The sequence below is a fragment of the Solidesulfovibrio carbinoliphilus subsp. oakridgensis genome, from assembly GCF_000177215.2.
Lineage (GTDB): Bacteria > Desulfobacterota > Desulfovibrionia > Desulfovibrionales > Desulfovibrionaceae > Solidesulfovibrio > Solidesulfovibrio carbinoliphilus.
In genome coordinates, this window is the sequence record NZ_CM001368.1 from 1091291 (window position 1) to 1103704 (window position 12414).

At 68.6% G+C, this 12414-nt stretch carries 9 protein-coding genes; 4 read left to right on the forward strand and 5 right to left on the reverse strand.

Features of this window, described 5'->3' with window-relative positions:
- Positions 1–29 precede the first annotated feature (29 nt).
- The 3 genes from DFW101_RS04865 (at position 30) to DFW101_RS04875 (ending at position 4994) form a co-directional block, all read left to right on the forward strand.
- Positions 30–2024 carry a glycosyltransferase gene (locus DFW101_RS04865; protein WP_009180404.1) on the forward strand — a complete coding sequence of 665 codons (1995 nt, stop codon included), beginning with the start codon at positions 30–32 and terminating at the stop codon, positions 2022–2024.
- A gap of 1 nt (position 2025) precedes the next feature.
- Positions 2026–3132, forward strand: a complete 1107-nt coding sequence (locus DFW101_RS04870; RefSeq protein ID WP_009180405.1) for a glycosyltransferase family 4 protein — start codon at positions 2026–2028, stop codon at positions 3130–3132.
- A gap of 164 nt (positions 3133–3296) precedes the next feature.
- Positions 3297–4994 (forward strand): FAD-dependent oxidoreductase, encoded by a 1698-nt coding sequence (locus DFW101_RS04875; protein WP_009180406.1) that lies wholly within the window; start codon positions 3297–3299, stop codon positions 4992–4994.
- Between the two features lie 195 nt (positions 4995–5189).
- On the opposite strand, the gene DFW101_RS04880 is transcribed toward DFW101_RS04875, so the two are convergent.
- From DFW101_RS04880 to ehuB, 3 genes are all read right to left on the reverse strand, one after another.
- The gene (locus DFW101_RS04880) at positions 5190–6842 is read right to left on the reverse strand and encodes an alpha-keto acid decarboxylase family protein (protein WP_009180407.1); all 1653 of its coding nucleotides are present in this window, start codon (positions 6840–6842) and stop codon (positions 5190–5192) included.
- A gap of 84 nt (positions 6843–6926) precedes the next feature.
- Positions 6927–9536: a PAS domain-containing hybrid sensor histidine kinase/response regulator gene (locus DFW101_RS04885; RefSeq protein WP_009180408.1), complete on the reverse strand. Its 2610-nt coding sequence runs from the start codon at positions 9534–9536 to the stop codon at positions 6927–6929.
- A 1-nt stretch (position 9537) separates the two neighbouring features.
- Positions 9538–10374, reverse strand: coding sequence for an ectoine/hydroxyectoine ABC transporter substrate-binding protein EhuB (gene ehuB, locus DFW101_RS04890; RefSeq protein ID WP_009180409.1), 837 nt, complete (start codon positions 10372–10374; stop codon positions 9538–9540).
- 291 nt (positions 10375–10665) lie between these two features.
- Here ehuB and DFW101_RS04895 point away from each other — a divergent pair, with 291 nt between their 5' ends.
- Complete coding sequence (locus DFW101_RS04895) at positions 10666–10893, forward strand: MoaD/ThiS family protein (protein WP_009180410.1); 228 nt, start codon at positions 10666–10668, stop codon at positions 10891–10893.
- A 106-nt stretch (positions 10894–10999) separates the two neighbouring features.
- On the opposite strand, the gene DFW101_RS04900 is transcribed toward DFW101_RS04895, so the two are convergent.
- Entirely contained in the window at positions 11000–11764 is a 765-nt protein-coding gene (locus DFW101_RS04900; protein WP_009180411.1) for an enoyl-ACP reductase FabI, read from the reverse strand.
- 14 nt (positions 11765–11778) lie between these two features.
- Positions 11779–12414: a TetR/AcrR family transcriptional regulator gene (locus tag DFW101_RS04905; protein WP_009180412.1), complete on the reverse strand. Its 636-nt coding sequence runs from the start codon at positions 12412–12414 to the stop codon at positions 11779–11781.

Sequence of the window (12414 nt, forward strand, 5' to 3'; positions counted from 1 at the left end):
CCGATCGACACCCTTTTGGACGCTTTCCCATGCGCATCACCATCGACGCCAGCTCCCTTTCCCATCCCCGGCGCACCGGCATCGGCCGGTGCCTGGAATCGATCCTGCCGCACCTGGCCGCCCTGGCCCGGGGCCGCGACGCCATCGTGCTGGTCTCGGGCAGTCCCATTGTCAACGCCACAGCCCGGGCCCTGCTCGACCAGGGGCTTGTCGACGCCGAAACCGTGTGCACGCCCTCGCTCTACGTTTGGCAGCAGGCCGGCATGGCCGGACAGCTCAAAAAGATCGACCCGGCCGTCCACTACGCGCCGGACGGCCTGCTCCCCATCGGCTTTGTCGGCCGCTCAGTCGGCGTGGTCAACGACATCCTGTGGAAACGCCTGCCCGAGACCCTGCCCTGGCATATCCGGCTGGTCTTCGCCCTGCGCCAGAAGGCGAGCCTTGGCCGGCTGACCATCCCGCTGACCCTTTCGGAATTCACCCGGCGGGAGCTGATCCGGGCCTACGGGCCCATGGCCACCCGGGTGCGGCCGACGGAACTTTGCGCGGCGGACCTGTCGCGGTTTCGGCCGCTTGTCCCGGAAGACGCTCCGGCGCTGGAGGCTTTCCGGTCCCGCCACGGCCTGCCGGAAGGCTATGTCCTGGCGGTCGGCAATCTGATGGCCCACAAGAACCTGGGCGCGGCCGTGCGGGCCGTGGCCAGGCTGGGCCGGCGGGCGTCGGGCCCGAGGCTGCGGCTGGCCGTCATCGGCCACGGCGACCCGGCGGCCGTGGCCGCGCTCCTCCCCCCGGACGCGGACCCGGCGGATTTCGTCTGCCTGGGCTACCTTTCCGACGACGATGTGGGTCTGGCCTACCGGGGAGCGGCGGCCTTCGTCTTTCCGTCGCGCTACGAGGGGTTCGGGCTGCCGCTCCTCGAGGCTATGGCCAGCGGCGTGCCTGTGGCCTACGCCGACGCGGCTTCGCTGCCCGAGGCGGCGGGCCTGGCCGGCCTGCCCTTTCCGGCCGACGACGATGCGGCCCTGGCCGATATCCTCACGCGCCTTGCGGCCGACGAAAGGCTCCGCGCCCGCCAGGTCGCCCTTGGCCTCGACCGGGCCAGGGACTTTTCCTGGGAAGCCTGCGCCGGGAACGTCTACGCGGCCCTGACCGAAGCCTCGGGCACCCCGCCCCTTCGCCTGCCAAAAGTGACCATCGTCACCCCGTCCTACAACCAGGCCGGGTACCTGCCCCGGACCTTGGCCAGCGTGGCCGGCCAGAAAGGCGTGGCCGTGGAGCACATCGTGCTCGACGGCGGCTCCACCGACGGCACGACCGAGGTCCTGCGGGAGTGGGACGACAGGCTGGCCTTCTGGCGTTCGGCCCCGGACGCGGGCCAGACGGCCGCCCTGGCCGAAGGCTTTGCCTTGGCCACGGGCGAGGTTATGGGCTGGCTCAATTCCGACGATTTCCTGTGGGACGAGACGGCCCTGGCCGCCGTGGCCGAGGCCTTTGCCCGGCACCCCGAGGCGGTCATGGTCACGGGCGACACGGTCCTGACCGACGCCGACGGCCAGCCGGTCATGATCGACATGGTGCTGGCTCCCTCGGCCCGGCAGATGCGCCACACCATGGCCGTGCCCCAGCAGTCGACCTTTTTCCGGCGCTCGGCCTATCTCGATGCCGGCGGCATGGACCCGTCGTTCGCCTACTGCATGGACTTCGATCTCTTCGAGCGCCTGAGCCGCCACGGCGCGATCGTGCGCATCCCCAAGGTCCTGGCCGCCTTTCGCCTCCATCCGGCCGCCAAGACCGCCACCTGGCAGGCGGTCTTTCGCACCGACGTCCTGGCCTGCCAGCACCGCCACGGCCAGGGGCTCTTCCACGAACTGGCCATCAAGCTCGTGACCCTGGAGGTCCGCCTCGGCTCCGTCCTGGCCCAACTCGGAGCCCTGCTCAAAGGCCGCCGGCTCCCCACCCAGATCAATGCCCGGATCGAACCGCTTCGGGCCTATGCCCGCAAAAAGCACGGCCTGGCCGGTTGACATGCGCATCGCCGTAAGCGCCCGCACCCTCGATTACCCCTCCGGCGGCCCCAAAGAATATCTGATCGGGCTGGTCAACGCCTTGCTTACCATCGGCGGCCATGAACTGGTCCTCTACTATTCCCGGGCCGACCACCTGGGCACCTTTCCGGGGGCCACGGAAAACGTGCTTCCCGTTCGCAACCGGCTCCTCTTCGACTGGCTGGCCCTGCCCCTGGCCCTTCGCCGGGCGCGGCCGGACGTGGCCTTTTTCCCGTCGTCCAACATGCCGCCCGGCATTCCCTGCCCGGCCGTGGTGGCCATGCTCGACCTCGGCTATTTCCACCCCACCCTTCGCATGTATAAAACAGCCGACACCTGCTACATGCGCCGGGCCATCCGCTACAGCGCCCGGCGGGCCGAGCGGATCGTGGCCATCTCCGAGCACACCCGGCGCGACGTCCTGCGCCTGACCCGGGCCCGGCCCGAAAACGTGTCCGTCACCCCGCTTTCCTGCGACCCGATCTACAAGCGCCCGGTTTCCCCGGACGCGGTGGCCTCCTTTCGCCGCGACCACCGTCTCAGCCGGGACTTCATCCTCTACGCCGGCAACATCTCGCCGCGAAAAAACCTGTCCGTGCTCCTGGCCGCCTTTGCCAAGGTGCGGGGCGCCCTCGATTGCGACCTGGCCGTGACCGGCGGCCTGGCCTGGAACCAGGATTTCGAAGCCGACGTGGCCCGGCTCGGGCTTGCCGGCCGGGTCAGGCGGCTTGGACACATTGCCCGCGACGACATGCCGCTGCTCTACCGGGCCGCCTCGGCCCTGGCCTTTCCGTCGCGCTTCGAAGGCTTCGGCCTGCCGGTCCTGGAGGCGCAGGCCTGCGGCACGCCGGTCGTCTGCGCCGACGCCACCTCGCTCCCCGAAGCGGCCGGGAAGGGTGCCCTGCTCGTCGATCCGACCGATACCGAGGCCTGGGCCGCGGCCCTTGCCCGGGTCACCACGGACACGGCCCTTCGTCGAACCCTCATTGCCGCCGGCCGGGCCAACGAGGCCCATTTCACCTGGGAAAAGACCGCCCGCCTGACGCTTGCCGCCCTGGAAGCCGCCGCCGGGGCCCCCGGCCGTTGACCCCTCCCCTGCCGTCTCCCGCCCTTTGTCCGCGTTTCTCCCTGGGCCAGGGATTGCGGTCCTTTTTGATTCACGGTATGAATTATATCGGAATACGCACACACTCCCACGGCCGCCCAGGCGGCCTATTCGGTTCTTGAAACACCAGGACGGAGGGAACATCCATGACCAGGAAGCACATCGTCGTCATCGGCGGCACGGCCGCCGGACCCAAGGCCGCCTCCCGGGCCAAACGGCTCGATCCCGAGGCCGAAGTCACGCTCTTGCAAAAGGCCCCGGAACTGTCCATGGCCTCCTGCGGCTATCCGTATTTCGTGGCCGGTTCGGTGGCCGACCGCAGCGCCTTGCTGGCCACTCCGGCCGGCGTGGTCCGCGATCCGGCCTTTTTCGCCGGGGCCAAGGGCATCGCGGCCCTGGTCGGCACCGAAGCCACAGCCATCGACCGGCAGGCCAAAACCGTGTCGTGGCAGCGCCCGGCCACCGGGGAAACCGGCCACCTGCCCTATGACAAGCTGATCCTGGCCACCGGCTCCGTTCCCAAGGTGCCGCCCATTCCGGGCCGGGAACTGGCCGGCGTGGCCACCCTGTCGAGCCTGGCCGACGCCGACGGGCTTCGCGCCCTGGCCGGCACCCACAAGGGTGGCAAGGCCGTCATCGTCGGCGGCGGGCTGATCGGCATGGAGACCTGCGAGGCCCTCGTCGCCGCCGGCCTGGACGTGACGGTGGTCGAGGCCCTGCCGGGAATCCTCATGGGCTTTCTGGATCCGGAGCTGGCCCTCTTGGTCGAAAACCACGCCAAATCCAAGGGCGCGGCCATCCTGACCGGCGTCGGCATCGCGGCCATCCTTGGCACGGACGGCAAGGTGACCGGCGTCCGTCTGGCCGACGGCCGGGAACTGCCATGCTCGCTGGTGGTCCTCTCCATCGGCGTGGCCCCCAACGTGGCCCTGGCCAAGGCCGCCGGGCTGGAGCTTGGACCCACCGGCGCCGTCGCCACCGACGCCCACATGCGCACCTCCGATCCGGACATCTACGCGGTCGGGGACTGCGTGGAGGTGAAAAACCGGCTGACCGGCCGGCCCATGCTCGCGCCGTTCGGCGACCTGGCCAACCTGGAAGGACGGGTGGCCGGCGAGAACGCGGTCCTTGGCGACACGGCCACTTTTCCCGGCAGCATCGGCAGCGGCATCTGCAAGGTCTTCGATTTCGCCGCCGCGGCTACGGGCCTGTCCGAACGCCGGGCCCGGGAGGCCGGGTTCGACGTGGTGACGGCCGTAAACGCCGGGCCGGACAGGCCCGGGTTCATGGGGGCCAAGCCCCTGGTCTCCAAGCTCATCGCCGAGGCCACGACCGGCCGCATCCTGGGGTTTGCCTGTGTGGGCCCGGGCAACGTCAACCGGCAGGCGGCCGAGATGGCCATGGCCATCCTCGGGGACCTCACCATCGACGATGTGGCCACGGCCGACCTGCCCTACGCCCCGCCCTATTCCCTGGCCGTGGACCACGCCATCGCCACGGCCCACGTCCTGCAGAACAAGCTGCGCGGGCTCATGCGCGGCGCTTCGAGCCTGGCGGTCAAGGAGCGCCTGGACGCCGGGGAAACGCCGTTTCTGCTCGATGTGCGCGGACCCAAGGAGTTCGAGGAAATGCGGCTTGGGCTCGGGGAGACGCTCATTCCGCTTGGGCAGCTCAGAAAGCGCCTGGGCGACCTGCCGGCCGACAAGAGCGCGCCCATCGTCGCCTACTGCAAGGTCTCTATGCGCGGCTACGAGGCCCAGCGCGTGCTGGAAGCCCACGGCTACGACAACGTGACGGTCCTGGAAGGCGGCCTGGCCGCCTGGCCGTTCGGGCTGGAGAAGTAAGGGGTCACGGCGCGGCCCCGGGCGGGACAATGCCCGCCGCCGCAAACGGGTGCTGGTCAAGATCATCGGCGAATAGTTTCCCCTGCCGGGGAGGACAGCGCTTTCATACCGCCGACCCGGCACCCAATCTCCCCCCTTCCAGGGGGTCCGGGGGGGCTGGAAAATCCCCCCCGGCCGCCGGAGGCATCTTTTTCTTTATTTATTCCCGTACAGCGTCTTGATCGATTCGCCGAGCTTCTGGGCCAGGGGCGAGGCGGCCATCCTGTCCATGACCACTTCCACGTAGGCGCCGGTGCCGCAGGACTCGGCCTTGGAGAGCGCCTCTTCCAGTTCGCGGTTGGTGGTGACCTTGGCCGTGTACCAGTCGGGCATGCCGAAGGCGGCCGGCAGTTGCGTGTAGTTCCAGGGGGCCAGGTCGTTGTACGAACTCATGGGGTCCTTGCACAGGAGCCGCTCGATCAGATAGCCGTCGTTGTTGAGGCAAAAGACGATAGGTTTGAGGCCGTAGCGCCCGAACTGGCCAAGCTCCTGGACGGTCATCTGGTGGGAGCCCTCTCCGGTGAAAAGGAGCGTGCGCCGGTCGGGCGCGGCCATGGCCGCGCCAAAGGCGGCCGGCGTGGCCCAGCCGATGGCCCCCCACAGGGTCTGGTTGAAAAATTCCGCACCCGCCGGCATCCGGGCGAACCCGAGGCCCATGGAGACCGTGCCGGTCTCGGCCACGACGATGTCGCCCTCGCGCAAGAACTTTTCCCAACGCGGATAGAGGTAGTCCGGGGTGATGGCCTCGTCCGGTCCGCCCTTGGGCTCGCCAAGGCCCTTGGGACGGGGAACGGCGCCCCCGGGTTTGGGCGAAAGGACGCGGGCCAGGCCCGTCAGCACGTCGCGCATCTCGACCTCGCGGAAAGTGGCGTGGCCGACCCGCACCTCGTGCTGCATGACCGCGACCATCCGCCTGGAATCGATCTTGGCGGTAAAGGCGCCGGTGTTGAAATCGCTCCAGAGCGCCCCGAGGTTCAGCACACAGTCGCACCCTTCCACGAAATCGCGGACCTCGGGGTTCATGATCCGGCCGTCGTAGAGGCCGACGTAGCCGGGCAAGGTCTCGTCGAGGGCGGTCTTGTCCATGAACATGGTGGCAAAGGGCAGCCCCGTGCGGGCAAGCAGGTCCGTGGCCAGGGGCCGCAACCCGAGCCGGGCGATGAGGTAGCCGGCCAGGACCACGGCCGAACCGGCGGCATCGACCTTTTCGGCAATGGCCTCGATGGCCGCGGCCAGGATTTCGGGATCGCTCTGGGGCGCCTCGGGGACGCAGACCGGTTCCCCGGCCAGGGGCGCGTCGGCGTGGTCCTGGGGAATGGCCAGGTAGACGGGCCTGTTGCGCGTGAGCGCCGCTTCGAGGACGCGCTCGATCTGGCAGGCCGCGTTTTCGGCCGTCAAGACGGCGCTCGCCGCCACCACCGGCTTGGTCATGTCGGCGTAGGCGTCGAACTCGCCGGTGCCAAGGGTATGGTGCACGATCCGCCTGGCCCGCTGGGTGGAAACGCCCGGCATGCCGACCAGATGGATGACCGGCAGGTGTTCGGTGTAGGCCCCGGCCACGCCGCAAAGGGCGGACAGCTCGCCCACGCCGTAGGTGGTGCAAAGGGCCGCCCGGCCCTTGATCCGGGCGTAGCCGTCGGCGGCGTAGGCGGCATTCAGTTCGTTGCAGCAGCCGACCCACCGGATATCCGGATCGTTGTCCACGGCGTCGTTTAGGGCAAAAGAAAAGTCACCGGGCACGCCGAAAACGTCGGTGATGCCGATCTGCTTCAGGCGCTCCATCAGGCGTTCGAGAACCGTCACGACCATGGCTTCCCCCTCTCCCTCTATTTTTCCAGCACAACCAGCAAACCATGATCGGAAAGGCGCGTCAAGACAGCGGGATGCGGGATGTCAGGCGAAAAGGGCCCGGCGTCGGGCGGCGGCCCGGGTCACGGCCTGGCCAAGGGCCGCCATGTCCACGGGTTTGGGCAGGTAGTCGTCCATGCCGCAGGCCAGATAGCGTTCCTGGTCGCCGTCCATGGCGTGGGCGGTCACGGCGATGATGGGGATTTCCGGATCGAGGCCGGGCCGCTCCCGGCGGCGGATGCGGCGGGTGGCCTCGTCGCCGCTCAGGCGCGGCATCTGGATGTCCATGAGGACCACGTCGAAGTCGCCGCCGTCGAGGACATCGAGGGCCACGTCCCCATCCTCCACGGCCTCGGCCGTAAACCCGAGTTTTTCGAGCATGGAGACCGTGGCCATGCGGTTTATGGCGTCGTCCTCGACCACCAGCACCCGGACCGGGGTGGCGGCGTCGATCGGTTGGCGCGCGACCGGCCCTCCCTCGGCCACCGGGGCCTCGGCCTCGACGCAGCGGATGGAAAAGGTGAAGTCCGTGCCTTTGCCCGGTTCGCTTTCCACGGTGATATGGCCGTCAAGCAGGCCGATCAGACGCTTGACGATGCCAAGCCCAAGGCCCGTGCCGCCGAACTTGCGGGTGAGCGACCCGTCGATTTGGGTGAACGGATCGAAGATCTCGTCCATCCGTTCCTCGGGGATACCGATTCCGGTATCGCGGACCGTAAAAAGCAGGTGCAGGGTCCCGCCGCGGCGCGAGGCGGGGACGATGGACAGCCGGACCACGCCCCAGGAGGTGAATTTGACGGCGTTGCCAAGGACATTGAACAGGATCTGGCGCAGCCTGGCGGCATCGGTGGCCACAAAGGGCGGCACGGCGTCGGACACCTCGGAGAAAAGGGAGATGCCCTTCTTGCCGCATTCCGGGGAAAGCATGCCGCACACGTCCGTGACCACGGCCCGGATGTCGCAGGCGTCCTGGCACAGGGCCACCCGGCCGGCGTCGATGAGGCTGAAGTCCAGGATGTCGGCCAGCACCTTGACCAGTCCCCGGCCGCAGGTCAGGGCCGTGGCCACGCTGGCGGCGTCCTCTTCGGACAGGGGCGACATTTCGAGCAGCTGGAGCATGCCGAGGACGCCGTTTAAGGGCGTTCGGACTTCGTGGCTGATGTTGGCCAGGAATTCGCTTTTGACCTTGCTTGCGGTCTCGGCCTCGGCCATGGCCTGGCGCAGGTTGCTTTCGGTGCGTTTCTGGGCCGTCACGTCGAAAAGGACGCCGTCGAAGACCACGCCCCCCTCCGGCGCCTGTCGCGACGCGGCCCGAAACTGGCACCAGCGCACCGATCCGTCCCCGGCCCGCATCCGGGCCTGGACGTCGAGGGCGGCGCGGCCGGCCGCGGCTTCGACTTCCGCCCGGCGAAAGGCCTCCCGGTCCGCCGCCTCGATCCGATCGAAAAGGAGCCCGGCATTCTCGAGGACCCTGGCCGCCGGCAGGTCGAAGAGGCGCTCCACGCCCTGGCTCATGGAAAGGAAACGGCGGCCGCCGTCCGGACGCACCTCCAGGCAGTAGATCACGCCGTCGGGCAGATTGTCGCCAAGGCCGCGCAACAGGGCCTCGCGTTCCAGGAGCGCGGTCTCGTCCTTTTTGCGCTCGGTCACGTCGCGGTAGATCTCCAGCCGGACCCGCCGGCCGCCCAGGGTGAAAAAACCGGTCTTGACCGAAACGTCGCGCACCGCCCCGTCCCGGGTGACCAGGCGCGTCTCCCAGACCAGGGACCGCCGGCCATCGGCGTACCGGGCCTCGACCGGCGTGGCCTGTCCCGCCTCCGGCGTTGCGAGAAGCAGGCTCGCCGGGGTGCGGCCGACCAGTTCCTCACACTCATAGCCCCACTCGGCCGTGACCGCGAGATTGCAGTCCAGGATGCGGCCCGAATCCTCGGCCACGAGCAAAATGACATCCATGCCCTGGTCGAAAAGCGACCGGTACTTGCCCTCGCTCTCGGCCAGGGCCTGCTCGGCCTTGCGCCGCCTGGCCCCGGCCATGGCCAGGCTGCCCCCCAGCACGGCCAAGAACAGGAGCCAGACGAAAAAAAGCAGGTTGTTCGCCCGGTCCTGCCGCCCGGATATGGAGGCGCCCTGGCGCCCGATAGCCTCGCTCAGGGAATCGGCCGCGTTTTCCAGGGCCGCGAAGGCGGCCTGGAATTCCAGGCGCTGCCGGTTCCGGTTTCCGGCCTCGCCGGTCAGGCTTTGCCGGGCCAGCCCCTCGAAGGACCGAATGCCCTGCCGGTAGGCCGCAAGCGCGGCCGCCACGTCGGGCATCCCCTCCCCCAGGGGCAAGCCTTCGTCCGCAGACAGCACCTTGGCGGCATCGTCCACGCGAAGGGCGGCCTGCTCGAACAGGGCTTCCGCGTCGGCCAAGGGAACGGTGGCTTCGCCCGCCAGGTGGCGCTCCAGGACCACGTATCCCCTGACCACGTCGCCCCGGGCCAGGCGCAGGGTGTCGAGCAGGCGCGGGTAGACCTCGAAATGCGTCCGCCAGGAGACGTTGGTCCACCACAGAAGCAGGCCCGAGAGCAGGGCCACCGCGACCATGGCGTAGAGGTGCAGGTCGATCCAACCGAGGGTTCCCAGGGATTGCCGCCTGGCCTGTCCGGCTGCGGGCATCTTAGTGGCTCCAGCCCGGCAGGGCCTCGGGGCCGAAGCCGAAGGGAGAAACGGCGCGCCGGTGCTGCGGGGACCCGATATACCGGCGCAGGGCGGCGTTGACCGCCTCGGCCAGGGGCCGGTCCTGGGGACGGAAGGCGAAGGCGCTTTCCCTGATAGTCGCGTCCGGCGGTTCGCGGAAGGGCGCGGCCTGTTCGACCTCGCCCGCCGTCTCGCCGGCCAGCCAGGCGACCGTGGGCGCGGACAGGGCCAGGCAATCGGCCCGGCCGGAACCGACGGCCGAAAGCCCGGCGGCCGGATCCGGCACCACGAACAGCCGTTGGGCCGGTTTTCCCAGGCGGACCAGGGCGGCCTGTTCCACCGAACCGTCCAGAACCGCCGCCGTGACCTCCGCTCGGGCCGCCACGTCCTCGTAGGAAAAAAGGGAAAAAGGATTGCCGTGACGCACGAGCAGGCCCGGCCGCACCTGGCAAAAGGGCAAGGAAAAAAGGACCTGGGCCGAACGCTCGGGCGTGATGAAGAGCCCATTGGCCAACATGTCGACCTGGCCGTCCAGGAGCGCGGGAATGGCCCGGCCGAAATCCAGGAGCACCCAGCGGACGGCGGTCACGCCCATGGCGTCGAACACGGCCTTGGCGATCTCCGGCGCCTCGCCCGTGACCTTGCCGTCGCTTGTGCGATACGAATACGGCGGTTCGCTCGAATAGCCGATCCGCAATGCGCCGCCGGACCAGACCGGAGCCGGCGCGTTTCTGCCCTCCCGGACATAGAGCAGGCCCCACAGGCCTGCCGCGGCCACAAGGAGGGTAACGGCCACATAGCCCAGAATTCTTCGCATGGCCTGTCCCGGTTGCCGGTTCCACAACGCGACAGACGCCGTCCGGACCGCCGCCACGGCCATTCCCCGTTCTCGGAAAGGACACCGCCGGACGGGACCCGAGGCAGTGGCACACCGCTGCACGGCGTTTCGAAAAAGAAGACGCTCGTCGCTTTTTCCCTACACCCATGCGCCAGTAATGGCAACGAATCTTCGATATCGCCATCCCTTTTCCAAAAGGCGCATGGACAGGCAAGCAGTCATGTTTTATAAAACAGGGAAAAGCGATCCACGCGCATCAAGGACCACGCCATGCCCATAGAACTCAACTGCTTCGCCACCCTGGCTCCCCTGACCCCTCCCAACTCCGGGGCCTTCCCGATCACGGCAGGAGAAACCGTGGCCAGTCTCGTCGACCGTCTCGGCATCCCGCGCGACGAGGTAAAAATCGTCTTCGTCAACGGCGTGACGTCGGACCTTGCCCGGCCACTGGCCGACGGCGACCGGGTGGGCATTTTCCCGCCTGTCGGCGGCGGATGACCCGGGCGGAAAAATCCGCCCCCCGCTCCCAGACGCAACCCTGATCCGGCAAACGACGGAAGGATCCGTCCTCGCCCGGGTCGGCGCGTGCCGGCGCGTCCCGCGTCTAGACGCCCATGATGTTGTAGCCGGAATCGACGAAGATCACCTCGCCCGTGGTGCCGGACGACAGGTCCGAGGCCAGGTAGAGGGCGCAGCCGCCGATGTCGGAAAGCGTGATGTTGCGGCCAAGCGGCGAGCGGTTCTCGATGGTTTCGAGGATGGTGCGAAAGCCGCTTATGGCCGAGGCGGCCATGGTCTTGACCGGACCGGCGCTGATGGCATTTATGCGCACCCCCGACTGGCCGAGGTCGACCGCCAGGTAGCGCACGCTGGCTTCCAGGGCGGACTTGGCCACGCCCATGGCGTTGTAGTTGGCGACCACCCGGCCCGAACCGTAGTAGCTGAGCGTCATGACCGAGGCGCCGGAGACGAAAAGCGGCTCGAAGGCCCGGCACAGGGCCACCAGGGAATAGGCCGACACGTCGAGTGCCACCCGGAAGCCTTCGCGGCTGGTGTCGATGAACCGGCCGGCCAGATCCTCGCGGTTGGCGTAGGCGATGGAGTGGACCAGGCAGTCCACCGTGCCCCATTTCTCCCGCACCAGCCCGGCCGCCCGGGCGATCTCCTCGTCGCTGGTCACGTTGCAGGCAAAGACGAAGTCCGCGCCAAGATTCTCCGCAATGGGTTCGATCCGCTTGCGGATGGGTTCGGCGGCGTAGCCAAGGGCCAGGGAGGCCCCCTCGTCGCGCAGGGATTTGGCAATGCCGTAGGCGATGCTGCGCTCGTTGACCACCCCGAAGACCAGTGCCTTTTTGCCGCGCATCAACATGGCGTCCTCCCGTGTCAGCGCCCCTCGGCCTCGCGCAGGATGCCGGCCAGGATGAGGTCCAGCACCCGGTCCACGCGTTCCCGGTCGGCGTCGTCATACAGGTTCAGTCCGCCGAAGACCCCGCTTTGGCGGGACCGCACGGACAGGAACATGGCCGCCCCGCCAAGCACGGCGACCACGGCGGTGAGGTCCAGGGATTCCGGGACCTCGCCGGTGACGTTCTCGAAAAATTCCAGGGCCGCCCGCACCCGGGGATATTCCAGGAGCCGGGTGAAGCGGTTGCGGCACATGAGTTCCCAGGCCAGGATGTCAAGGGTGCGGGGCCGGGCCAGGAGCCCCCGGATGGTGGCCTTGAAAAAGTGGGAAAGCTGGGCCTTGGGCGGCAGGGAGGCGAAACGGTCGGCCACGTCGTCGCGGAGCTCGGCCACGGTCGGCCAGAAGGTGGAACTCTGGCCGAAAGCCGTGACCATGTCGTCGAGGTCCTGGAAGTGGCGCAGCACCACCGCCCGATCAAGGCCCGCCGCCTTGGCCACGGCCTCGAGGGACAGCCCGTCGAAGCCCTCCCTGGCGAGCAGGTCGCCCAGGGCCTCCAGCAGCCGCTGGCGCACCGTGCGCGGCTTGCCGATAGGGATGATTTTCACCCCGGACAT

Coding starts and splice junctions, on each gene's coding strand:
- DFW101_RS04900 (WP_009180411.1), bottom strand. CDS start 11,764: ATGTTGATGCGCGGCAAAAAGGCACTGGTCTTCGGGGTGGTCAACGAG.
- ehuB (WP_009180409.1), bottom strand. CDS start 10,374: ATGCGAAGAATTCTGGGCTATGTGGCCGTTACCCTCCTTGTGGCCGCG.
- DFW101_RS04880 (WP_009180407.1), bottom strand. CDS start 6,842: ATGGTCGTGACGGTTCTCGAACGCCTGATGGAGCGCCTGAAGCAGATC.
- DFW101_RS04865 (WP_009180404.1), top strand. CDS start 30: ATGCGCATCACCATCGACGCCAGCTCCCTTTCCCATCCCCGGCGCACC.
- DFW101_RS04885 (WP_009180408.1), bottom strand. CDS start 9,536: ATGCCCGCAGCCGGACAGGCCAGGCGGCAATCCCTGGGAACCCTCGGT.
- DFW101_RS04870 (WP_009180405.1), top strand. CDS start 2,026: ATGCGCATCGCCGTAAGCGCCCGCACCCTCGATTACCCCTCCGGCGGC.
- DFW101_RS04875 (WP_009180406.1), top strand. CDS start 3,297: ATGACCAGGAAGCACATCGTCGTCATCGGCGGCACGGCCGCCGGACCC.
- DFW101_RS04895 (WP_009180410.1), top strand. CDS start 10,666: ATGCCCATAGAACTCAACTGCTTCGCCACCCTGGCTCCCCTGACCCCT.
- DFW101_RS04905 (WP_009180412.1), bottom strand. CDS start 12,414: ATGTCCGGGGTGAAAATCATCCCTATCGGCAAGCCGCGCACGGTGCGC.